The 23,508-nt window shown below is 71.0% G+C and carries 17 protein-coding genes and 3 pseudogenes; 4 read left to right on the forward strand and 16 right to left on the reverse strand.

Annotation, left to right across the window (positions count from 1 at the left end):
• Positions 1–768 precede the first annotated feature (768 nt).
• The 7 genes from DEI86_RS07065 to DEI86_RS07095 all read right to left on the reverse strand — a co-directional run bounded on the left by DEI86_RS07065 (position 769) and on the right by DEI86_RS07095 (position 8,426).
• Positions 769–1,680, reverse strand: a complete 912-nt coding sequence (locus DEI86_RS07065) for a nucleotidyltransferase family protein (protein ID WP_111049135.1) — start codon at positions 1,678–1,680, stop codon at positions 769–771.
• Positions 1,677–3,362, reverse strand: coding sequence for a polysaccharide biosynthesis tyrosine autokinase (locus DEI86_RS07070; protein WP_111049136.1), 1,686 nt, complete (start codon positions 3,360–3,362; stop codon positions 1,677–1,679). Before DEI86_RS07070 ends, DEI86_RS07065 begins: the two co-directional genes overlap by 4 nt.
• Positions 3,363–3,503: 141 nt before the next feature.
• Complete coding sequence (locus DEI86_RS07075; protein ID WP_181439721.1) at positions 3,504–4,532, reverse strand: glycosyltransferase; 1,029 nt, start codon at positions 4,530–4,532, stop codon at positions 3,504–3,506.
• A gap of 20 nt (positions 4,533–4,552) precedes the next feature.
• Positions 4,553–5,347 carry a WecB/TagA/CpsF family glycosyltransferase gene (locus tag DEI86_RS07080; protein WP_111049138.1) on the reverse strand — a complete coding sequence of 265 codons (795 nt, stop codon included), beginning with the start codon at positions 5,345–5,347 and terminating at the stop codon, positions 4,553–4,555.
• Positions 5,347–6,813, reverse strand: coding sequence for a sugar transferase (locus tag DEI86_RS07085; protein ID WP_111049139.1), 1,467 nt, complete (start codon positions 6,811–6,813; stop codon positions 5,347–5,349). Before DEI86_RS07085 ends, DEI86_RS07080 begins: the two co-directional genes overlap by 1 nt.
• 1 nt (position 6,814) lies before the next feature.
• Entirely contained in the window at positions 6,815–7,810 is a 996-nt protein-coding gene (locus tag DEI86_RS07090; RefSeq protein ID WP_111036168.1) for an LCP family protein, read from the reverse strand.
• Positions 7,803–8,426: a hypothetical protein gene (locus tag DEI86_RS07095; RefSeq protein WP_111049140.1), complete on the reverse strand. Its 624-nt coding sequence runs from the start codon at positions 8,424–8,426 to the stop codon at positions 7,803–7,805. The genes DEI86_RS07090 and DEI86_RS07095 overlap by 8 nt, the downstream gene beginning before the upstream one ends.
• 260 nt (positions 8,427–8,686) lie before the next feature.
• On the opposite strand from DEI86_RS07095, the gene DEI86_RS07100 reads away from it, so the two are divergent.
• The gene (locus tag DEI86_RS07100; protein WP_111013034.1) at positions 8,687–9,133 is read left to right on the forward strand and encodes a PqqD family protein; all 447 of its coding nucleotides are present in this window, start codon (positions 8,687–8,689) and stop codon (positions 9,131–9,133) included.
• On the opposite strand, the gene DEI86_RS07105 is transcribed toward DEI86_RS07100, so the two are convergent.
• From DEI86_RS07105 to DEI86_RS07115, 3 genes are read right to left on the reverse strand one after another with little or no spacing between them, the layout of a single operon-like run.
• On the reverse strand, positions 9,087–9,680 hold the full coding sequence (locus DEI86_RS07105) for a DUF3618 domain-containing protein (protein WP_111010681.1): 594 nt from the start codon (positions 9,678–9,680) through the stop codon (positions 9,087–9,089). The genes DEI86_RS07100 and DEI86_RS07105 overlap by 47 nt on opposite strands.
• A complete protein-coding gene (locus tag DEI86_RS07110; RefSeq protein ID WP_111010680.1) occupies positions 9,677–10,171 on the reverse strand; it encodes a phage holin family protein in 495 nt (164 codons plus the stop codon). The genes DEI86_RS07105 and DEI86_RS07110 overlap by 4 nt, the downstream gene beginning before the upstream one ends.
• Positions 10,168–11,019 (reverse strand): hypothetical protein, encoded by an 852-nt coding sequence (locus DEI86_RS07115; protein ID WP_111010679.1) that lies wholly within the window; start codon positions 11,017–11,019, stop codon positions 10,168–10,170. The genes DEI86_RS07110 and DEI86_RS07115 overlap by 4 nt, the downstream gene beginning before the upstream one ends.
• 373 nt (positions 11,020–11,392) lie before the next feature.
• On the opposite strand from DEI86_RS07115, the gene DEI86_RS07120 reads away from it, so the two are divergent.
• Genes DEI86_RS07120 through DEI86_RS16825 form a run of 3 tightly spaced genes read left to right on the forward strand, consistent with a single transcriptional unit; the run spans position 11,393 to position 13,383 of the window.
• Positions 11,393–12,274: a manganese catalase family protein gene (locus tag DEI86_RS07120; protein ID WP_111010678.1), complete on the forward strand. Its 882-nt coding sequence runs from the start codon at positions 11,393–11,395 to the stop codon at positions 12,272–12,274.
• Positions 12,275–12,333: 59 nt separating this feature from the next.
• On the forward strand, positions 12,334–13,218 hold the full coding sequence (locus tag DEI86_RS07125) for a glycosyltransferase (RefSeq protein ID WP_111049221.1): 885 nt from the start codon (positions 12,334–12,336) through the stop codon (positions 13,216–13,218).
• 42 nt (positions 13,219–13,260) lie between these two features.
• Positions 13,261–13,383 carry a hypothetical protein gene (locus tag DEI86_RS16825; RefSeq protein WP_258370120.1) on the forward strand — a complete coding sequence of 41 codons (123 nt, stop codon included), beginning with the start codon at positions 13,261–13,263 and terminating at the stop codon, positions 13,381–13,383.
• A 910-nt stretch (positions 13,384–14,293) separates the two neighbouring features.
• Here DEI86_RS16825 and DEI86_RS17020 read toward each other — a convergent pair.
• The 6 genes and pseudogenes from DEI86_RS17020 to DEI86_RS07160 all read right to left on the reverse strand — a co-directional run.
• Positions 14,294–14,548: pseudogene (locus DEI86_RS17020) on the reverse strand (helix-turn-helix domain-containing protein); the annotation flags it as partial.
• Positions 14,549–14,587: 39 nt separating this feature from the next.
• Positions 14,588–14,878 (reverse strand): annotated as a pseudogene (locus DEI86_RS07135) (integrase core domain-containing protein); the annotation flags it as partial.
• A gap of 7 nt (positions 14,879–14,885) precedes the next feature.
• Positions 14,886–15,333 (reverse strand): annotated as a pseudogene (locus DEI86_RS07140) (IS30 family transposase); the annotation flags it as partial.
• Between the two features lie 1,378 nt (positions 15,334–16,711).
• Complete coding sequence (locus DEI86_RS07150; RefSeq protein ID WP_146244876.1) at positions 16,712–21,292, reverse strand: RHS repeat-associated core domain-containing protein; 4,581 nt, start codon at positions 21,290–21,292, stop codon at positions 16,712–16,714.
• A 161-nt stretch (positions 21,293–21,453) separates the two neighbouring features.
• Entirely contained in the window at positions 21,454–22,416 is a 963-nt protein-coding gene (locus DEI86_RS07155; protein ID WP_111049145.1) for an SDR family NAD(P)-dependent oxidoreductase, read from the reverse strand.
• Positions 22,417–22,474: 58 nt separating this feature from the next.
• Positions 22,475–23,455: a ribokinase gene (locus tag DEI86_RS07160; protein ID WP_111049222.1), complete on the reverse strand. Its 981-nt coding sequence runs from the start codon at positions 23,453–23,455 to the stop codon at positions 22,475–22,477.
• Positions 23,456–23,508 lie beyond the last annotated feature (53 nt).

Consider the following 23,508-nt stretch of genomic DNA (forward strand, 5'->3'; position numbering starts at 1 on the left):
CCCCTGACGGGCGACGTATGGGAACGCGGCCAGGGGTCGATGGGGCAGCCGATCGTGTTCGGGACGTTCGAGGCGATCGCGGTCGTGGTGGCGTGGAGCAACCGCATCGGCATGTCCGGCGCCGTCCGGAGCGTCGCGCTCCTCGTCGCCGCGGTCGGCGTGTTCCTCTCCGGTACCCGCAGCGCGGTCCTCTGCGCCGTCCTCGGGGTCCTCCTGCACGCGGTCCACCGGCGCGGGATCGGCCGGTGGGCCAGGAACGTGGTCCTCACGGCGATCGTCGGGGGCATCGTGGCCGTGCTCGACTTCGGGATCTCCACGGTCACGACCGAGCTCCTGTCCTCCGGCTCCTGGATCCACCGCTCGACCTCGATCGCCGCGGTCCCCCGGTTGCTCGCCCGTCCCCTGGCCGAGTCGCTCTGGGGCACCGGGTTCGGCAGCGAGACCTGGCTGTTCGCCGACCACCTCATCGAGACGACGTACGGGCTGCAGGTGGTGGACGACCTCCCGGTGTACCTGCTCGGCACCACCGGCGTCGCCGGCCTGGCCGTGTTCCTCGCCGTGGTCGTCGTCGTGGCCGTCCGGGCGGACGCGCAGGGCCGGGCCCTCGTCCTGCTCTGGTTCGGGATGGGGTTCTCGTTCGACCTCCTCGTGTGGTTGCAGGCCGGGATCCTCCTGACGTTCACGTTCGCGTTGCCCCGCCTCGGCCGTGCCGACGGGCCGGGCGGAGGCGGCCTGGAGACGGTGCCCGAGCAGGCCGGCGCCGGACCGTCAGCCGCGGTCCCGCGCGCGTCGGGCCTCCCGGGCCGCGGACGGCAGGAACCGCATGCCACGCCACAGTCGGCGGGCGTAGGCCGCGAGGAGGCCGAGGCGGTCGAGCCCTCCGAGTCCCCGTTTCTCCAGCGTCTCCCGTGGTGGGAGCAGGGCGACCCGGACCACGCGGAGTCGCTCGCGCCACGGCGCCTCGACGACCGCGAGCAGCCGCCGCGCGTGGGGTGACGACGCGGCCGTCAACAGGCGCCACCGCAGGTCGGGCACACCCCAGTCGTCGAGCTCGATGCCGAACGCGTCGGCGAGGAACGGCCGCGCCGCGGGCACCGCGCCGAGCGCGCGGGCCGCGTCGAGGACGGTCGGCGCGGGCAGGACCGGGTTCCCGTCGCCGGCCGTCCGCTCGACGAGGTGCACGTACTCCTCCGCGTGACGGGGGACGGTGATGCTCCGGAGGCAGTGCAGCGCCTGCACGAGGACCGCCTCGGGAAGGTCCGGGACCGGGACGGACGCCCCGGCGACGACGAGCGTGCACCGGGTCCTCCAGAGCCGGGCGAACACCGCGTCGGTGTCCGTCCCGAAGCCCGGGAACCGGTCGTGCACGTCCAGGTCGCAGCTCCACCCGCTGCGGAACAGCGTGACGGAGTGGCGGCTGAACGTCACGTCGTCGGCGTCCGCGGGCCGTCGGCACCACCCACGGCGCTCGAGCTCGGCGGTCATCACCGGAACGCCGCGCGGTGGCACGAGGACGTCGACGTCCGCCGGGACCCGGTGTCGGTCCTGGAGGCCGTGGAGCTGAGCGCCGAGGCCCTTGAGGACCAGGAACGGGACACCGGCGACGGCCGCGGCGTCCGCCACGACGGCGTGCGCCAGCTCGACGGTGGCACGCGCGTCCAGCCGTGCTGCGGCCGTCACGGCCGGGTGTCGTCGGTCCCGCCGACCGCGGCCGCCCGCCGCCGGCTCCGCCGCGAGGGGAGCTCGAGGGACGGGTCGTACGGGGACACCACGGGCGAGCGTGGGACCGAGGCGTCCCGGTCGGGCAGGGAGGGCGTGAGCCGGGACCCGCCGGACGGACGGACCCCGCGGGCTGCGCGCGCTTCCGCGTCGCCGTCCGTGCCGTGTTCCGCGCCGCCGTCCGTGCCGGGAGCGGACTCCGACCCGTCGTCGTCCCCCGCGTAGTACGCGCCGCCGTAGTAGCCGTAGTCGCGCGCGTCCTGCCCGCGCGTCGGGACCCGGTTGAGCACCGCACCCAGCACGGTCCCCCCACCCCGGGCCACGAGCTGCAGCGCCCGTCCGAGCTGGTCGATCGTGGTGCCCTGCGCCGAGACCGTCACCACGAGGCCGTCCGCACCGGCCGCGAGCACGACGGCGTCGGTGACGGCGAGGATCGGCGGCGCGTCGAGGACCACCGTCGCGTGTTCCCCGAGCGAGGCGAGGATGTCCCGGAACATCCGCGACCCGAGCAGCTCGCTCGGGTTCGGTGGAACGCGGCCGGACCCGACGATCCACAGGTTGCCGACGTCGTCGGTCTGCTGCATGACGTCGGCGAGGTCCGCGCGTCCGGACAGCACGTCGGTGAGGCCCGCGCCCCGGGCCACGCCGAAGACCGCCGACAGCACGGGTCGCCGGAGATCGCAGTCGATGAGCACGACCCGCCCGGTGGACGTCACGGCGAGGGACCGGGCGAGGTTCGCCGCGATCGTCGACTTGCCGTCGCCCGGGAGCGGACTCGTGACGACGAGGACCTTCGGGCGCTCGTCGACGTGGACGTAGGACAGGTTCGTGCGCAGCTCGCGGAGGGCCTCGGACGTCGCGAAGTTGACCCGTCGCTCCTCGGGCGTGCGGTTCGGCAGGGCGTCGACGAGTTGCCGGTGGTCGGTCAGGGCGGGGTTGAGCGGGATGGTCCCGAGCACGGGGACACCGAACGCGGCCTCGATCGCGGCGGCCGAGCGGATGCGCCGGTCGAGGGCCTGCCGCACGAGGACGTACACCGACGCCAGGAGCAGGCCGACGAGCACCCCGAGCGTCACCGCCGCGCGCACGTCCGGCGACGTCGGCGACGTCGGGACGGTGGCGGAGGCCAACGGGACGAGCTTCGTCGTGGCCGAGGCGAGCGCCTCCCCCGACGACTGGATCGCGGCGATCTGCCGCCCCATGCCCGCGATCCACGCGTCCGCGAGGTCGGCGGACTCGCGCGGGGTCGCGCCGCTCGCGGTGACGTCGATGATCGCCGTGCCCTCCGGCAGGCGGGTCTGCACGCGGCCGAGCAGCTCCTGCGGTGATGCGCTGGTGCCGGTCGCCCGGACCACCCGTTTCGCGACCGCCAGCGAACCACCGAGCTCGACGTACGTCTCGGCCTGGGACTTCGACAACTGGTCGGCGGCGTAGTCGAGGTTGGCGTCGCCGTTGCCCGCGACCCGCACGAAACCGGAGGCCTCGGACGTGTACACCCGCGGTTGCGTGAGCGTCCACGCACCGGCCGCGGCGACGCAGGCCAGGACGATGAGCACCGCGCCGAACCAGTACGTCCGGAACATGCGCACGTAGTCGGCCAGGGTCCGGGAGGTCCGCTCGTCGGGACGTGCGTCGGGAGCCATGCGTGGTCCTCCGGGTCGTGGTCGGGGCGGGATCAGGGCAGTCTCCGTCCCGGCGTGGGTGGCCCGCCCGGGCGCACGCACGTTCCCGGCGATCGCCGGGCGGTGGGATCCCCCACGGCCTCACCCGCCTTGGACGCGGCCTCACCCGCGGGACCGTCCGGCCACCCGGGCGTCGTGCACCGCGAAGAGCAGGGGCAGCACGCCGACCACCAGGAGCGGTGCGACGCGGACCGCCCACATGAGGAGCCACACCGAGGTCGACCGCAGATGGACGCCACCGAGCCGACGACCGTGCAGGGCTCGTCGGGCGCGACGCACCCCGGCGCGCCGGACCGACCAGGGCGCGTGCTGGCGCCCCGGCGTGACGACGAGCGCGCGGCACCGGAACCAGCACGTGAACCAGGTCAGGAGCTCCTCGCGGCGTGCCGGGTCGGCGAGCGCCGGTGCGTCGACCGGCGCCATGGAGTCCGCGGCCGCGACGACGGCGGCGTGGGCGGCCTCCAGGGCGTCGAGCGCGGGCGTCCTGGACCGCGAGACCGAGCCGGGACGGTGGACCCAGTGGTAGAGCACGTCCGGGACGAACCGGACCCGTCGCGCGGCGGCGAGCACCGGGGCGAGACCCGCGACGTCGCTCTGCGACGGCAGGTGCGGGAAGGGGGCGTCCCCGAGGACCGAGCGGCGGACGAGCTTCGACCACAGGAAGCCGTCGATGGTGCCCTCGAGCAGCATGACGAGCGCCTCGGGACCGGTCGCGACGCGCGGCACGGGGACACCGTCGACGATCCGGCCGGGGCGGAGCGGGTCGGTGCGGAAGTCGGCCCGACACACGACGAGGTCGACGTCGTCGGTCGCCGCGTCGAGGAGCCGCGTCGGTGCTCCGGGCTCCCACCGGTCGTCGTGGTCGACGAACCACACCCACGTACCGCGGGCGAGCCGGACGGCGCGGTTGCGGCTCGCGGCCACCCCGGAGTTCGTCGCGTTCTCGAGCACCTGCACGTCGGGGCGGTCGACCGCCCACCGACGGAGGCGCTCGGCGGTGCCGTCACCGGACCCGTCGTCGACCAGGACGAGCTCGACGCCCGCGGTGAGGAGGGCCGCGGCTCGGCCCAGGAACCCGTCGAGCAACCGACCGGGCCGGAACAGCGCGGCGACGACGGTCACGTCGGGCACGGAATCCGTGGGCTGAGCGCTCATGCCCGGTCCGGTCGACGCTCGCGTGCGGCCAGGAGCGACCGCGCGACCACGAGCAGGAACGCCGGGCCCCGGACCAGGTAGCGGTGAGCGAGGCGGCGCGGTTCCTGCAGCAGCCGCCACGACCACTCCAGACCGAGGCGCTGGACGAGCACGGGTGCACGGCGCCGGGCGCCGGCGGCGAAGTCGACCGCCGCGCCGGCGCCGACGTAGACCGCGTCGGGCAGTGCGTCCTCCCACCGGAGGAACCACGCCTCCTGCTTCGGCGACCCGAGGCAGAGGAAGACGACGTCGGGGCGGATCGCCCGGAGCCGCTCGACGACCGTGCCGCCGTCCTCGCCGCCCACGAGGTCCGGGAACGGCACGTCCCGGACGTCCGCGCCGGGGTGCTGCGTCCGGAGTCGCTCCGCCGCGCGGACCGCCGTGCCCGGTGCTCCACCGGTGACGACGATCCGCCACCCCCGCTCGGCGGAGGCCGCGCTGCACGCGACGAGGAGGTCCGCCCCGGTGACCCGACGCACGGTGTGGTCGCCGAGCAGTCGCGCCAACGCGACGATCGGGAGGCCGTCGACCGTCCGGAGGTCCGCCCGCGCGTGCGCACGGCGCGCCGCCTCGTCGTTCCGCAGCACGAGCACCTGGTCGACGTTCGGTGTCGTCACGAGCGTCCGACCGGTGCCCCGCCGCCGGTCGACCTCGTCGAGGAGGTCGCGCACGTCCCCCCGGAACAGCGGCTCGTCGGCGAGCAGGACGGCGTCGGGCGCGACCCGGAGGAGCGGTGTGCGTCCCGACGCCATCAGTAGGCTCCCCGTGCGCGGAGGACGGCACCGACCGTCCGGGCCAGGACGACCAGGTCGCCCATGAGGGACCAGTTCTCGACGTACAGGAGGTCGAGGTGGAGGCCGTCCTCCCACGGGAGGTCCGAGCGACCCCCGACCTGCCACGGGCCCGTCAGCCCCGGCTTCGTCAGGAGGCGCCGTCGTGCCCGGTCCCCGTACGTCGCCACCTCGGACGGCAGGGGTGGCCGCGGCCCCACGAGGCTCATGTGACCGAGCAGGACGTTGACGAGCTGTGGGACCTCGTCCACCGACCAGCGCCGGAGGAAGCGGCCCAGCCGGGTCACGCGCGGGTCGTCCCGCATCTTGAACAGCGGTCCGGAGCCGTGTTCGTTCTCGGCGCGGAGGTCGCCCTGCAGTCGGTCCGCGCCCGGCACCATCGTCCGGAACTTGACGATCGTGAACGGCCGTCCGCCCTGGCCGACGCGCTGCTGGGTGAAGAACGCGGGCCCCGGACTGTCGAGTCGTACCGCGAGGGCGACGAGCACGATGAAGGGCGCAGCGAGGACCAGCCCCAGGGCACTCGCCACGACGTCGAACGCCCGCTTCGCCACGTGCGGGAGGCCGGACCGCGGGGGCGGTTCGACGGCGATCAGGGCGTGCCCGGCGAGCGTGACCGTCTGGAGGCGCTGCGTCGCGACCGGTCCGACCTGCGGCGCAACGAGCAGCTGGACACCGTCGGCCTCGAGGGCCCAGGAGAGCTCGCGCGCGAACTCGTCACCGTGACCGCCGACGACGAGCACCGCGTCCGGGCCGAGCTCGTCGACGAGCTGCTCGACGCGCGCGTGCAGCGCCTCGGGTCCGGCGCGGCGCGCACTCGCCCCGACGGGGCCGTCGGTGACCAACGTCCGGACGACGCGGAGCCCGGCACCCGGGTCGCGGTCGACCAGGTCACGGACGGCCGCCACCGAGTCGGACGGACCGATGACGAGCGTCGAGCGGCACATCCGGCCGCGCTCGCGCACACGACGGACCCACGCGCGCCAGGCCACCCGGTCGGCGACGAGCGCGACGAGGCCGAGCGGGACGGCCACGAGCAGGTACCCCCGCGAGATCTCCGTCTGCGTGATCGCGGAGGACACGGCGAGCACGAGCACGACGACGACCGTGGTGTGGGTGAGGTCGCGGAACGCGCCGGGTGACGACACGAAGCGGTCCTCGGGGGACCGCCCGGCCCGGACGACGAGGAGGAGGACGAACCACAGCCCCGACAGGAGCACCGAGAACTCGGTGTAGTCGAGCCCGACGAACCCGATCTGCACGCCGTTCCCGTCGAACCCGAAGCGGAGGAACTGCGATCCGAGGGTCGCGGCGAGCAGACTCACGGCCTCGGTGGCGGCCATCGTCCGGGTCGGGAGCGGTGTCGCGGTGCCGGGCCGCGCCTCCCGGTGCCCGCCGACCGCGGCCGTCGCGATCGTGTGCGCCACGTCACCGCTCCTCGGTGTGGTGGTGGTCGACCCAGTCGCCGAGGGTGTCGTGCCGCAGGGCGCTGCCGATCTCGGCGACCGCGGTCCGGTCCTGCAGCACGATCGACTGACCGTCCGCGCTCGTCCCGCTGCCGAGCGTCGGCAGCGTGAAGAAGGCCACGTCGTCCGGTCGGACCGATCGGAGTCGCCAGCCGATGCGCACCGCGCGGGTGAACGTGAGGCCGGGGTCCACCGTCACGGACCGTCCCGTCGCACCCAGGAACGCCCGCACCCGGCCGAGGTCGTGCAGGCCGTCCCGGTCGGCCAGGCGGTCGAGGACACCGCGGAGGAACGACTGTTGGTTGCGCACGCGCTGGTGGTCCGCGTCGGGGAACGCGTACCGTTCGCGCACGAAGGCGAGCGCGCGCTGCCCGGCCACGTGGTTGACGCCGGCCGTGAACCGGTAGCCCGGCATGTTCCGGCTCGTGAAGGCCTTGGGCGACACGACGTCGACACCACCGAGCGTCGACGACATGGCCGCGAACCCGGCGAAGTCGACGACCGCGACGTGGTCGATGCGGACGTCGAGGAGCGCCTCCACGGTGCGGATCGTCAGCGGGACCCCGCCGAGGGAGAACGCGGCGTTCACCTTGCCCTCGCCGTGCCCGGGGATCGGCACCCAGAGGTCGCGCATGATCGACATGACCTGGACGTCGTCGCCGTCGGCCGGGAGGTGGACGAGCATGAGCGTGTCCGAGCGCTGCCCGGTCGGACCGCCGCCCGCGATGTCGCCGAGGCGTCCGCGGGTGTCCGAGCCGATGAGCAGCACGTTCTCGGAGGCCCGGGACGCCGCCGGACGCTCCCCTCTCGGGAACGGGTCGGTGTCGAGGGTCCGGACGTCGGACCGGTACCCGGTCTGCACCAGCAGCACGACCGCGGCCGCCGCGACGAGCGGCAGCACGACGAGGATCACGACCGCGAACGACACCCGTCGCAGGACCCGCCGCCGCTCAGCCACGGGTCGCCGCCAGCGCGTCTGCGATCACCGTGACGGCGTCACCGAGTTGTGCCTCGAGCGCCCCGAGACGCGCCGGGTCCGGACCGACCGGGTCGATGAGATGCCGATCGCCGCCCTCCGCCGTCACCGCGGCCCGCAGGGAGCCCGCTCGCTGGAGGAGCCCCGCCGGGTCGAGCCCGCGCGCGCGGTGGTGACGCGCGATCGCCGCGAACTCGAGCACGGTGAACGTCCGGTTGAGCAGCGCCGGCACGCGCTCGAGCACGGCGACGGAGTGGGCCTCCTCGGCCGTGAGCACGAGTGTCGCACCCCGGAGCCGGGTCGCCTGGAGCGGTGACGCCCGATGGCCGGACGCGTCCAGCCCCCGGTCGCGCAACATGCGACGGACACCCGGCACCATCGCGCCGCGCTCGAGCACCCGCACCCCGCAGCTCGAGACCGCGAAGCGCCCGGGGGCCCGGGCGTCGAGCTCGGCCTGCAGCAGACGCTCGACGAGTGGGGAGCGCGCGAGGTTCGCCGCGCACACCACGACGACACGCGTCCGCCCGTCGCTCGGCTCGGGCGGCGCGGCACGCTCCCACGGCGACGGCCGTGTGCGTGTGGACGGCGGTGTGGTCATCGCGACGATCCCCTCCTCGATCGGGTCGGTCGCGGTGACCGTACGGTCACGACGCGGCTCGATCAGGGGCGTGCGCGATGGGCGTCCGGCAGGCCCGGCACCGGGTCACCCGTCAGTTCACGTCCCGTGGCGCGGGTGCCGTCGTCCGCTCACCGGAGCGGCCGTGATGAGGGCCCGGCGCGCGGACTCACCCCCCGGAGCGCGCCCACGGCTGACCGGGAGGTCGGCGCTAGCATGCGCAGCCGAGGAGGGAGGTCCGCATGGACGACGACGAACGGACGGCAGGGCCGCCCCGTCGCTGGGTCCGCCGACGGGCGCGGGTCGCGGCGGTCGGCGACGCCGAGCGGGTGGTGGTCACCGATCCCGCACGGTGCGACCTGCACGTGCTCGCCGGCAGCGCTGCGGTCGTCTGGTCCGAGCTGGACGAGGGCACGACCGTCGAGGACGTGGCCACCCGGGTGGCGCGGTGGTACCCGGACGTCGACCCGGAGACGGTGGCGGGGCAGGTGGCGGCGTTCCTCGGGGAACTCGCCGCCGCGGGGCTCGTCGAGGTCGAGCCCGTCCCGGACACACGAACGGACCGGCCCGGGGCCGTGGTCGAGACCATCCGGTCTGACCACGGCACCCGGGCCGGTCCGTGGGGGTGGAGCGTCGGGACGACTACGCGTTCTGCACGTCGTCCTTGGCGCTCTGGGCGCTGTCCTTGACGTCCGAGGCCGAGGACTGCGCCTCGTCCTTGACCGTCGACGCGGCGTCCTGCGCCGTGCCCTTGAGGTCCTGCACGTGCTCCTGCGCGGTGTCCTTGAGGTCGGAGGCGATGTCCTGCCCCACGCCCTTGGCCTTGTCCACGAGCGGTGCGGCCTGGTCCTTCAGCTGGCCGGCGAGGTCCTCTTCCTTCGAGGAGGCCGGGATGAGGGACGAGGCGAGCCAGCCCGCACCGAAGGCGATGAGGCCGACGGCGAGCGGGTTGCCCTTGGCCTTGCCGACGGCCGAACGGGCAGCGCCCTTGGCGGAGTCGGAGGCGCCCGAGACGGAGCCCGAGGCGCTGCTCGTGCCGGACTGGACCTTGCTCTTGGCGGCGTCGACCGTGCCCATCACGCTGTCGCGGACGGAGCCGATGCGCTCGCGCACCTTCTCGGTCTGGCGGTGGGCGATCGACGACGGGCTCACCTTGTCGGCGAGTGCATCGACGTCCGACCCGAGGTTGCCACGGGTGCGCTCGATCTCGGCGCGGATCTCGTCTGGGGTGCTCATGCGTTCCTCCCGTTGGTGTGCGGCTTGAGGGTGTCGGGGATCTCCTTGGCGGTCTCGACCGTCTGCGGGGCGCCCTGGATCTCCTTCATCGACTTGCGGCCCTGCATCGCGAGGATCGCGGCGATGATGCCGTAGATCACCGCGATGATGAGCGCCGACCAGGCGTTGTTCACGAGGAACCCGAGGGCCCACCACGCGGCGATGGAGATGAAGAGGAGGGCGAAGAGCGCGGTCAGACCGGCTCCACCGAACATCCCAGCGCCCTTGCCGGCCTTCTTCGCCGACTCGGTCAGCTCGGCCTTGGCGAGCGCGACCTCCTGGCGGAACAGGTTCGACAGGTCCTTCGAGACGTCCGTCAGCAGCTCACCGAGCGGCGTCGTGGCGGCGCGCTCCTCGGCGGCTTCGTTCGGTCGCGATGCAGCGGTGGCGCCGGCGGTGTAGCCCGCGCCGGGCACGCCGCCCGGGACGCCACCCGGGGTGGTCTGGCTCATGCCACGCCTCCGGTGCCGTACCCGGCACCCGTGCCGCGGTCGTACTCGGTCTCGACCGGGTCCGTCGTGCCGTACGCAGCGCCGGTCGTGCCGTAGTCCGTGTCGGTGACGGTCGAGTAGGTGCTCGTCGACGTGGCGTCGTACGAGGACGAGTCGCCGCCGGTGGCGCCACCGAAGGCCTCGGCTTCCTTCTCGTGCTTGATCTCCGTCGTCAGCGCCTTGGTGAGGCGACCGGCGAGGATGCCCGCTCCGGCGGCGATGGCGATGAACGTGCCCGGACGACGGGCCGCGAAGGAACGGACCTCGTCGATCAGCGAGCCCGGGTCACGGCCTTCGAGGTAGCCCGCGACGCTGCCGGCGCGGTTCGAGAGGTCGCGGACGACCTTGCCCGCGATGCCGTCGTCGGCGTTCTCGGCCATCGACGACAGCTGGTCGCTGATCGTGCGGAGTCCGCCCGCGGCGCGCTGCTGCTGCTGGCCCGCCTGGTCCTTGAGGCTCGACGTCGCCTGGCCGAGGAGTTCCTTGGCGTGGTCCGTGGCCTCCGAGGCGACTCGGGACGCCTGCTCCTTGGCGACGCCCGCGACCTGCGCGGCCGACTGCTTGGCGTCGCCCGCGACGTTCTGGGCTGCGCCCTTGGCGGCGTCGGCCTTGCCGGAGCCGCCGGAGTCGCTCGCGCTGTCCGTTCCGTAGGACGGGACGTGGACGCCGGAGTAGGTGGTGTCCGTCGTGTCGTCGACGACGAGCTCGTCGTCGATGAGGTCGTCGTCGGCGAGCGACCCGGTCGGCACGGCCCGGTCGTAGATCGGGGTGTCGTTCGGGATGTCGTTCTCCGGTGGGTATGTGCTCATGACGTTCCTTCCCTGTTCGCGGGTCCGGGAGGACAGGCGTCATCCCGGTCTGGCGTGTCACCCACCGTGCGCGTTCTCGCCTGGGAGCGTTCGGACTCCCAGGGGCGGACCAGGGAGATTGTCCCCCGTTCTGGGTGCTCCGGACGACCCGGGGGCGGCCGGAGCACGCACCGTTCGTCCCCCGGACGCCCGGGTGGGCCTCGCTGACTCCCGGAAATCCGGACGGGAGGGCCGGGGCGGGGCCGCACCGCACCTCCCGTCCGAGGGGGACAACCTGCATGGGTGGCGAGGGAACGGGGCCTACGGTCCAGACCACGCGTCGTGAGCGCCGGGACCCGCCCGGCACCGACGCGAGCTGAAGGAGAGACACAGGATGTACTTCCACAAGCAGGAATTGCAGTTCAAGTCCACGCCGAGCAAGCCCGACGCCGTCTACGCACGGAAGCTGCAGGAGGTCCTCGGTGGCCAGTACGGCGAGATCTCGGTCGCGCTGCAGTACCAGTTCCAGGCCTGGAACATGCACATCCCCGGCAAGTACCGGGACCTCGTCTTCGGGATCGGCGCCGAGGAGCTCGGTCACGTCGAGATGCTCGCGACGATGATCGCCCAGCTGCTCGAGAAGGCCCCGCTCGGCATCACCAAGGAGGCCGTGCAGGACGACCCGACCGTCGCCGCCGTCATCGGAGGCATGGACGTCCAGCACGCGATCGTCGCCGGCGCCGGCGCGCGCCCCGTCGACAGCAACGGGAACCCGTGGCAGGGCTCGTACATCACGGCGAGTGGCAACCTCCTCGCCGACTTCACGGCGAACGAGAACGCGGAGATGCAGGGGCGCATCCAGGCCGCCCGGCTCTACCACATGACGGACGACCACGGGATCCGCGACCTGCTGTCGTTCCTCATCGCCCGCGACACCATGCACCAGAACATGTGGGCGACCGCCGCCGCCGAGCTCCGCGAAGAGGGCTACGAGGACTTCCCGGTCCCGAGCAACTTCGCGCAGAAGAAGGAGGACCAGGAGGTCAACTACCAGTACCTCAACTTCTCCGACGGCGCCGCCGCGGCCGAGGGACGCTGGGCGAGCGGCCCCTCGTTCGACGGCAAGGGCGAGTACACCTACCACGACGGGCCCACCACCTCGGTGCCGATGCCCCCGCCCACGCTGGTCGACGCCCGCTACTACGGCACCACCCCGACCCCGAACAAGGTCGAGCAGAAGGCCGCCCTGTCGCAGGACCGGCGAAACAAGGAGTGACGCGCTCCGGCGGCCGACGCCGCCGCCGTGACGGGGACCACCGTCGACCTCACGTGTCGATGGTGGTCCCCGTCCTCGATGACGCCTCCGTGCTCCGACGGTGCCTCGCGTCCGTCGCGGTGCAGACCGTGCCCGTCGACGAGGTCATCGTCGTCGACAACGGCAGCACCGACGACAGCGTCGCCGTCGCCCTCGCGGCCGGTGCCACCGTGCTCCACGAGCCGGTCCGGGGGATCGCGGCTGCCGCGTCACGCGGGTACGACGCGGCCTCCGGCGACCTGATCGCCCGCGTCGACGCGGACTCGGTGCTGCCGTCCGACTGGGTCGACCGTGCGCTCCGGGCCTTCGAGGACCCGCGCGTGGTCGCGGTGACCGGACCAGGGCGGTTCCGGGACCTCGGCCCGATCCCGCGCGCGTTCTGGCAGCTCGCGTACATGCGGGCGTACTTCGTGCTCATGTGGCTCGCGCTCGCACGACCGCCGGTCTTCGGCTCGAACACCGCGTTCACGCGCGCGGCCTGGACCCGCGTGTCCGCCCGCGTGGACCGTCGTGACCCGGCGCTCCACGACGACGTCGACCTGAGCCTCCACCTCGACCCGGCATGGCGCGTCGTCGTCGATCCGGGACTGCGCGCCGAGATCTCGAGCGACCCGCTGCGGGACCGCCGCGGACTGGTGGTCCGCACGCGCAAGGCGCTCCACACGCTCGGGTCCCACGGCCGCGCCGGACTCCCCTGGTACCGGTGGTTCCGGCGCGGGTTCACGATGCTCCGCGCACCCGCGGTCCCGAGCCGCGCGGTCGGGTGGCCGGGCTCGCCAGTCGCCGCTGGTGAGACCCCCTCGGCTCCTGGCCTCCCTGAGCACGAGCCGAGACTGCGGGGCACCGGCACCGCTCCAGGCCATGATCGGGGTGGTGACGCGGCCCCCACGGCCGCGTCGCAGTGACCCTCGACGGGCACACGTCCCGTCACACGGAAGGAGGCCGACATGGCCCGCACGACATCAGAAGCCGGCGGCGAGGACGAGGCGGACGCCACCACGCACGGTGGCATGGACGCGCCCTCGCAGGCCGAGGGTGAGGACCTGGACGAGGACTCGCCCACGATCTGACCGAGCAGCACGAGTCCCCGGGTCCGGACGGACCCGGGGCCTCGTCCTGTGCGTCGTCCACGGGCACCGCGACGCTGAGGCCGATGCAAGCTCCGCCCGGCATCACATCGCGCCAGTCCGCGGCGCGTGATCGCCGCGCACCCTCCTGATGACTCGCACCGCTTCACGAGCTCCGCGAGGATGCCCCGGCTTCGCTGGTGTGGGACTCGTCCGCGACGAGCAGCGCGAGGCGATGGATCGCGCCGCGGCTCGGACTGCGTGGAGAGCCGCCGCATCGTCTTCGTCGATCACGACGGCGGCGACGCAGTACCGGTCCGGGTCGTGCAACTCGTCCGGACGCGCCGTCGGTGCACCCGGATCCTGGTGAACGCTGGAAGCACGGGCGGCGTTGCTCGCATCACAGTCGCTTGAGGCTGCGGGACAGTACCCGCCCAATGCGTCCTTCAGGTACAACCTCACTCGCAGATCCGGACTGACCGCATCTACCACCGGCCCGTGGTCGGCTGTGTCAAAAGCGCCGGCGCAGCTCAGCGTGTAAAGCGATGAGCTTCTTCATTGACCTGATGAAAAGGCACGGACCACCCAGACCTGCAACCGCTACGAAACACCAAGAAACCCAAAAGGCCTGATTTATTGCCTTTGCACCGCTGCCATAATGGTGAATCGTCTCCAGCGCCGTTCCTGCCGCCAATATCACTGCCAGTAACGAGACGAAGTTGTACGCGCGCTGCCGCAGGATACGCTTGCTGATCTCGGAGCGGGTCAAGATACGTCAGCCCCACAGGTCATCATAGTAGGCAGAATAATAGCGCGACGACAGCTCAGTGGCAGTAGCACACCCAGGCGTCGCGAGGAATGATGCCCACCAGACTCTGGCGCTGCTACTCCTAGCGCGGTCTCGCAGGGACCGCCGACGAACGTTCCGTACCGACATCCGCACGTCGTCGGCGGCGAGCTCGACCACGATGCGACGTGCGGAGTGTTTGCATGTCCGCCGGAGCTGCTCGATCCAGTCACCACCGACGCTGGCGTCGCTGTCGGGGACCGATGCGGGGCTGAAGGCCGGGTCCTCGAGACCGGCCTCGCCGTACACTCGCGAACGGTTCACCCACTTCGATGCGCTTGCACGAGAACTCCACATTTCCGCCGCGACGTGGGCGATGGGCCAGGTCGGGACTGCTGCAGGTTTCGTTGACTCGTTGGTTTAGGCCGCGAGTGCGACCGATGGGTTGATGATTGCTTCGTACTCGATCGGGGTCAACTTCCCGAGGCCCCGCTGCCGGCGTTTCCGGTGGTACGTGCCCTCGATCCAATGCACGATCGCCAGCCGGAGCTGCTCCCGACTGCTCCATCGTTGGCGGTTCAGGACGTTCTTCTGCAGGAGCGCGAAGAAGGATTCCATTGCGGCGTTGTCCGCGCACGCGCCGACCCTGCCCATCGATCCCAGGAGCCCGGCATCCGAGAGCGCGCGGACGAACTTCTTCGAACGAAATTGGCCGTATTCAACCGGTCGTCGCAACAGTTGCTTGTGAGGCTGAGCGTAGTTGGTCGGCGAAGGCTTGGGCGGGGGTTCGCCAGCCGAGGATGCCGCGTGGTCGATTGTTGATCGCTTCGGCGATGGCGGCGATCTCCGCGGCGCTCCAGCGAGACAGGTCGGTCCCTTTCGGGAAGTACTGCCGCAGCAGCCCGTTGAGGTGCTCGTTGCTGCCGCGCTGCCAGGGGCTCTTCGCGTCGGCGAAGTAGACCGGCATCCCGATTTCCGCAGTCAAGAGCGCGTGCGCGGACATCTCTTTCCCGCGGTCCCAGGTCAGCGAGCGACGCAATGGTGCGGGCAGCGCCCCGAAGGTGGCGACGAGCGCATTCTTCATGGTCACTGCTCCGTAGCCAGCCAAGGGTCGGCCCGTTCTTCCGTGGCGGGGTGAGCCCATACCCGGCCTGCCTCGGCAGGTGACGGCATGCCCATGACCCGCTTCATGACCACACCCCACCCCTCCCTCACCCCTGACACCGACGGCAACCCGGTATCGCCGGTCGACTGGCCACGGGAAGGCCGACCACTACGGACCGTCGTCGCCACGCTCCGCGGCCGCAGCTGGTGACCGCCACCGAGGTTCACGCGCACTTGCAGACCATCCTGGACAGCGGCCACATCGCGAGCGCATCCCGGAGGAGGACACGAGAGCCGTGACGGCCGATCAGGACGCCGAGCGCATCCGGGAGCTGTCGGATTCGGACACCGGAGCGTGGGCCGTCACCACGATCGGGAGTCTGCACATTCTCGACCTCACCCACCGCCGCATCCGCCGCTGCCTCGAGGTGAGGCACGCCGGTTGCGCTGCACCTCGGACGCTGTCGCCTCTAGCGAGGCGGCAGTCGGCTCGTCCATTGGTTACGTCCATCTCTACGAGCTCACAGCACTTCGCTCCATCACGCCACGGCGCCCGCTGGGGACGCGGTCCCAGCCCAGCGTCCACGACCAAGTTCTAGCTGCGCGCCCCCACCTTCCCTTTGGTGGTGTCACCTCCAGCGCGGCTAGTCTTCTGGTCGGGTCGTGTTCCAGGAGTAGCGTCTGCATCATGCCGGATCGATGGATGGATAGATTGCCTGACGCACCGGGCGGCCTGGTAGGCGCTTGGGTCAATGTCATCATGTGCGCGGGACTCGTGGTTGTCATGCCGATCGCCGTCTTTAATCAGTCTCGACCCCCGATGAACGTGGTCTTCGCTGTCATTGCATTCGCCATATCCGGGTTGCTCGAAGCGACCTTCATTTACAAGCTTCGCGATCAGCTCGCTGGCAGACGCACCCGCAGACACCAAGCCGGCAAGGACGACCACCGCCGCTAAGACGCGCCAACGCCTGTGATGTCCAGAGCCTAGGCATTCGGAGCAGTTCCACCGCTGCGTCTACCAATCGGCTACCGACCAACTTCACGGACAGGCGGACCGTTTCCGGACAGCCGGACCGCCGCTCACCGGAGAGCAAGGGCACCCCCGGAGTCAGCCCTTGATGGTCTGCGGCACAAGCGCCAGGCCGCTCCGGGTCCGCTCATCACCACGAAAATCAGGGCGGCGATACCTAGGGGCGTTAACGGGTGCTTCACCCCCCCTGCGACTTGAAGAATCCAGCTATAAAGAATACGGTCCCGATGCCGATGGCCGCGATCGCTGGCACGACCAGCTTTCCAGGGGTAAACCGCCCGAACTGTGAGTCGGCCTGCATAGTTGCGGAATTGAAGAAGTCAGCGGCACCTCGCCCGAAAACGAGAAGTAGTATTCCTATGATGATTGCGAGGGGCCCGATGATCAGGCCAGTAATCCACATACGTTCAGTACCCGATAAGCCGAACTTGATCCTCGCTTGTACCGGCGCATCCGCCGCCCGCGCCGATCTCGAAACCACCATATCCTGTAGCGGCCCAAGAGTTCGAAAAGCTTGCACCCCCATCTAGCCCTCCACCATCGGCAATTCCGCAGCTGAATGAATGGCTAAACCCGGTCGTATCCCCTCCAGGTCCACCATTGATGTCCAAGGTAGCCGATGCCCGAGGGCCAATCCCGTAACCATAAGTGGCGTCCACGCCTTTATCGTTGAAGCTCAAGCCCACGTTCAAGCACCCGATGGCGCAAACCTGAAAGGTTGGCCCCACCCAGACTTTGCCGGACGGGTCCGAGCCGTCGATTGGGTCGTCGCCGGCGAAGGCGTATCGGTTGGCGTTGTTGGGGTCGAGCGGCGCGTCGAGGGTATCCTCCTGCGTCCAGGCTCCGATGGATGGCAGATACCAGCGCAGTCCGAACTTCACCAGTCCGTCGCCGGTGATACGGGTACCCGACTTGTAGCCGAACGGAAGGTACTCGTACCAGGGTGACGACGCCCCGCTCGTGACGGTCCGACCACCATAGGGGTCGAAGGACACCGAGTAGGCCCGCTGTCCGTCGTCGGTGAGGATCCCGACGGGGTTCCCGATTCCGTCGACTAGGTACAGACCCACCTGCAGGTCGGGGTTGATCGCGTCGAGGACCTGCCCCGTGGTCGGGTCGTCGAAGAAGAACGACGTCAGCCCGCTGCTGGTCTGGGACTGCAGCTGCCCGCTCTTGCCGTACACGTACGTGTACGAGTCCCCACCCGGCGTCGACTGACTGAGCAGCTCGTTCTGGTCCGCACCGGCGTAGGTGTACGTGGTGGTCTTCCCACCCATGGTGGAGCTGGTCATCTGCTCCGCCCCGTTGTACGTGTACGTCACCCCCGGTGATGCGGTCAAGTTCCCCGCTGCGTCATACGTGTACCCGCTCGAGGTGATCTGGTTCGCCGCGTTGTACGTCAGGTTCTGCGACGACGTCGCACTTCCCGTCTCCGCGGCACCGGTGCGGTCCCCGTTGCTGTTGTACGAGTACGTCCACGTCACGTTGCTGCTACCACCAGCCTGAGTGGCGCTGGTCAGCCGCCCCGCCGCGTACCCGTACCGCGTGCTCTGCCCGGTGATGTTGTCGGTCGCCAGCTGCAGCCGGCTGCTGTCGTTGGCCTTGCTCGCATCGGTCGGCTTCGCTTGCTGGATCGTGTCGCAGCTCGCCGAGGACGTGGCGACCTGGAAGCAGTACGACGTATCGAACACGAGCGTGTTGCTGTCGTCGCCGGTACCGGTCCAGGACCGCACCCGGATCACCCGGCCGGAGGTGTCGTAGTCCGTGTGGGTGCGCGCCGTCCACGTCGTGTGCGCCGCGTTCGAATCCACCCACGTGTCCGTCCGACGGCCGTGGTCGTCGATCTTGTACACCTGCGTCTCGGTGCCGGACGCGTTCGGCAGCGTCGTGGTCAGCAGGTAGTTGGCCGGGTCGTAGGTGTTCGTCGCCGTGCCACCGCCGGCGGACACGGTGAGCTCGTTCGAGGCCTTGTCGTACGTGTACGAGATCGTGCCGCCGCCGGCGGTGTTCACCGTCGACGTCAGCCGGTTCTGCTGGTCGTACGTGTTCGTGATCGTCCCCGACGCCGAGGTCGACGACGTCAGGTTCCCGTTCCCGTCGTACTGGTTCGACACCGCGTGGGTGCCGTCGGAAAACGACTCGGTCAGCTGCCGGTCGTCGTTGTCGTACGTGAACGACGTCGTGTGGCTGTTGCCGTCCGTCTCGGACGCGAGCCGCCCGAACGCGTCGTACGTGTACGTCTTCACCCCCAGCGCTGCGCTGCCGTTCGTCGCCGTCACCGACGGCGCAGTGACCGTGGACAGCTGGTGGTTGCCGTCGTAGACGTAGGTGGTCGGGTTGCCGCTGTTCCCCGGCGCCGTCGCCGTCTGCACCGTGCCGTCAGTGTTCCGCGTGACCTTCGCCTGCACGTTCTTGTCGCTGCCGGTGGAGGACGTCATCTGGTTGCCCTGCCCGCTGTAGGTCACCGTCGTCTTGTTGTCCGACCCGTCCGCTGTGTTCTTCGACCCGTCGGTCATGCTGGTCGGCAGATACGGATTCGTGCTGTCCCCGTAGGTGGCCGAGCCGGACGCGCCGGACGAGGACGCGACCTTGTCCAACGACTGGCCGCTGTTCGACGTGTAGGTACCGGTGGTCGTGGAGGTGCTGTCACCCGAGCCGACCTGGCTCTGCGACACCGCATTGTTCGCCGCGTTGTACGACGCGCTGCGGGTGTTCCCATCCGGGTCGACCGCGTTCTTGACGTCGTGCGTGGACGCGTCGATCGTGTAGGTGGTGTTCTTCACCGCCGACACCGCCTGCGAGGTACTCGTGTCCGGACCCGCGACCTGCGTCTGGGTGCTCGACGCGTACGACAGCCGCGTGACAGCGGTGCCCGGCGACCCCGCCGTGGTGTTGCGCTGATCGACCTCGGTGACCCGATCCGAGCTGTCGTACGTGAACGTCGTCACCCCACCGTTCGGCGCCGTGACCGAGGTCAGGTCCTGCCCGGAGTACCCGAACGTCGTGGTTGCGCCGGTGGCGTCCGTGTAGCTGACGATGTTGCCGTTGCCGTCCTTGCTGTACTTGATCGACCGCGTCGCCGAGCCGTTCGTCTGCGTGAACGTCGTCACCTCGTTGCTGTACGCGACGTTCGCGACCCGTGCGCCGCTGATCGGCTTCCCGCTGCTGTCCGTGGTGACCGCGCCCGCCGTCGACACGATGCTCGCCAGGGTCGCACCGGAGTAGCTGAACGCGACGGCGTTGCTGTTCCCGTCGACCACCTTCGTCGGCTGGCCGTTGAGGTTGAAGTGGTCGACCTGCTTCGACGTCCACGACGTCAACGTGTACTCCGTCGACGATTTCGCGAGCGTCTGCTGCAGGCCAGCTGGCGTCGTGTACGAACCGTCAGCGTTGACCGTGAACAGCCACGTCGACCCATCCGGACCCGTGTAGATCACGCCCGTGCTGCCCGCCGACAGCGATCCGACGCCGTCGAGGGCGTACTGCCACCGGTTCGCCGCCATCCCGATGCTGCTCGCCGTCTGCCAACCCCGCGAGTTGTACGCCGCACCGATCGTCGTCGACGCGTTCACCCCCGGCAGCGACAACCCGCTGTTCCCGACCAACAGGTTCCCCGTCGCGACGTCCACCTGCGCACTCGTCTGGTCATCGATCCCGAAACTCAGGTTCGTCGCCGACGGCCGCGACCCCGTCACGTTCGTGGTCGTGGGACCGGTCGGCAAGGCGTTGTACCAGCCCTGTAGTTCGAGCACGTAATCCGTGCTGTCCGAACTGTAGTTGCCGAGATCGATCTTGCCGTTCGACCCGACCGCCACGATCACGGTGTTCGTCCGGATGGAGTCACCGGCGAAGTTGATCGACGTGGTGGCCGGCTTCGCAGCGCCATCCGCGTACACAGTCGCGTTCCCACCGCTGTTCGCGGCATGCAACGCCGTCAACGTCAACGCGACCGCGGTGACGCCCGAACCGACCGCGGGAACACCCGCCTGCCCCGACACCGGGATGGCGCGCGTCTCCTGCCCAGCCAGTGCGGTGTTCGGGCTGACCCGCGTGTCATAGACCGTCCCCGCGGCAGGCGTGAACACGCTCCCACCGCCGTTCGTCGCCGTGAAGTACCCCTGCACATCCACCGCGAGATCGATCGCGTTCACGTCATCCGCGACGGTCAACTTGCCATCACTACTCAACGCCACCTGCGCCGTCAGCGACGTCGGCACCCCCGCCGCGTACTGCAACGACCGCTGCGGCTTGCTCGTCCCCGCCGGATACGGCGTGATGTAGCCGCCGTTCGCCGCCGGGATCACGATGAAGTTCGCAACGACCGCCGACGCACCCGCCGGCACACCACCATTGCCCGTCACCTGGAACGTCACCGAACTGCCCGCCGCGATCTGCGCCTTCGACACCCCCGTGCCGTTCCGGGAATCCACGATCCGCGTGCCCGGCACCGACACGAACCCGCCCGCCGCCGTCCCATCGTCGTTCGCGGTGTAGTAGCCCTGCACGTCGATCACGAGATCCGTCACCACGTCCGATGCAACCTGGATCGTCCCATCGTCACCGACCGCGATCGTCGCCGTGTTCGACGTCGTCCCCAACCCACCACCGTCGAACACGAGCATCAACGCCGACGCCGTCGAACCATCCGGCCGGCCACGCACCTCACCCTGCTGCGTCATGTTCACCGCGGTGACGTTCACCACGACCGCACCCACCCCAGACGTCGGTACACCGGCCTTGCCACCCACCTGGATCGACCGGTACCCGCCCGCCGGCATCGCCGTCGAGTACCCACCCGTCCCGCTCCGCGTGTCCAAGATCCGGCCGGACGCCGCCACGAACCGACCACCAGTGCCCGTGTCCGTCGCATCGGCATGCGCCGGAGCCGGCGGCGTCACCGCCACCAACAGCGCCGCGATCAACGCGATGAGCACCGCCAGCGCTGCGCCGATCCGACCCCGAACAGACAACGACTCGAACGCACGCATGGATGCCCCCAAAGGCAGAACCCTGATCGCCGGACGCGTCCTTGAAGCCCCGCGCGTCCCAGCGAGAACATTCCGAACAGTACGGGTACATGAACGATCGTCATGACCCCCCATTCCGGGGGTCAGGGTCTACCAGCGTCGAACCAGGCGGGGCCCCGCGGTCAGCGCCGCGAACGACCGCCCGCGAGCGCGACGACCCCGACGGCAGCGGCGCCGAGCACGACGGGCACCCACTTCCGCCGGGCACTCGCGCGCCACCCGCCGTCGGTCGCGTTCGACGCGTCGTCGGGACCGTAGAGGTTGCCGTCGCTCGGTGCCGCGTGCCCGCGGAGCGCGAAGATCTCGACGGCGGGGCGGGTGATCGCGTGGAACAGCGGCGGCAGCGCGAACTCGAGCGGCACGAGGGCGGCCTGCGCGAGCCCGACGTACGTGTTCCGCTTCGGGTGCACGACGGCACGCATGATCGCCTTGGCCACGCGCTGCGGACTGATGACCGGCGGCATGGGGTGCGAGTTCTGGTTCGTGTAGTTCGCGCCGTGCTGGTAGATCGGGGTGTCGATCGTCGAGGGCAGGACGGCCGGGAAGTGGATGTCCGTCCCGCGGAACTCGTCGCCGAGGACGTCCGCCAGGCCGAGCGCCGCGTGCTTGCTCGTCACGTACGCCGACTGGTAGGGCGCGGACAGGAGCGACTGGATCGACCCGACGAGCACGTAGGTCCCCCGTCCGCGCTCCCGGAAGTGCGGGAGCACCGCCCGGATCCCGTTGACGTGCCCGAACAGGTTCGTCTCGACCACCCGGCGGAACGCGTCGTCCGGCACCTGCTCGAACAGGCCGTACGCGAACAGCGCGGCGTTCCCGACGAACACGTCGATGTGTCCGAACCGGGCGATGGTCGCCGCGACGAGCGCCCGGACCTGCTCGGCGTCGGACACGTCGGTGGGCACGGCGAGCGCCTCGGCTCCGCGGGCCCGGCACTCCTCGGCCGCGGCCTCCAGGCTCTCGCGTCCCCGGGCGGCGAGCACGACGTGTGCGCCGGCCTCGGCGAAGGCGTGGGCGGTCGCGCGGCCGATGCCGCTCGACGCCCCGGTGATCACGACGACCTGTCCTCGGAACCTGGATGTCATGCCGCTCGTCTACGCGAACCGGCTGGGGCCGCCTGAGCGCCCGGGGGACAACGCGACCTCAGGCGTGATCGGCCAGGAACGCGTCGAACTCCTCGATCGTCGGGTAGGACGACTGCGCGCCGAGCCGGGTGGCGGCGAACGCGCCGACCACGACCGCGAACCGAGCAGCGGTCACGAGGTCGTCTCCGGCCGCCAGCCGCATCGCCAGTGCGCCGGTGAACGCGTCGCCACAGCCCGTCGTGTCGACGGGGTCGACGCGGACGGACGGAACGCGGACGGGCTCCGCGCCGCGGTCGAGCACGACGCACCCGGCACTCCCGGTGGTCACGACTGCGCGGTCGACCCCGCGGTCGGCCAGGAGGCCCGCGAGCCGCCCGACGTCGGCCGCGCCGCCGTCCGCCGCACCGCCGTCTGCCCCCGCGTCCGCGTCCGCCGCGGCGCCTCCCGCTGGCGCCACGAGCTGCGCGGCCTCGTGCTCGTTGACGAGCAGCACGTCGGTCAGCGCGAGGAGTTCCTCGGGCACGGGCCCGAACGGCGACAGGTTCGTCACGACCGTGGTCCCGGCGGCGTCGGCACGGCGGGCGGCCGCGAGTACGACCTCCATGTCGACCTCGAGGCAGAGTCCGAGCACGGCCGCGCCCGCGAACGCCCCGTGGGCGGCGTCGACGTCGGCGGCGGACAGCCGCCCGTTCGCCCCGGGCGAGACGACGATGGTGTTCTCGCCGGCGGCGTCCACGGTGATGACCGCGGTGCCGGTCGCGCTGCCCTCGAACACGCGCACGCCGGCGACGTCCACGCCGGCGTCCGCAACGGCATCGCGCAGGAGCGCGCCGTTCGCGTCGTCGCCCACCGCGCCGACGAGGGCGACGTCGCCCCCGAGCCGACCGGCCGCGACGGCCTGGTTGGCGCTCTTGCCGCCGGGCAGGATCCGCAGGTCCTCGCCGTGGAGGGTCTCGCCCGCGCGGGGGAACCGCGCGGTCCGGACGACCAGGTCCGCGTTGAGCGAGCCGACCACGACGACGCGGCCGCGGGCCTCCAGGACGTCCCGATCCGGAGCAGCGGTGCCGACCGTGTCCGCCCCGTCGGCCGGGA

Source organism: Curtobacterium sp. MCBD17_028, assembly GCF_003234875.1.
In the GTDB taxonomy this organism is placed as follows: domain Bacteria; phylum Actinomycetota; class Actinomycetes; order Actinomycetales; family Microbacteriaceae; genus Curtobacterium.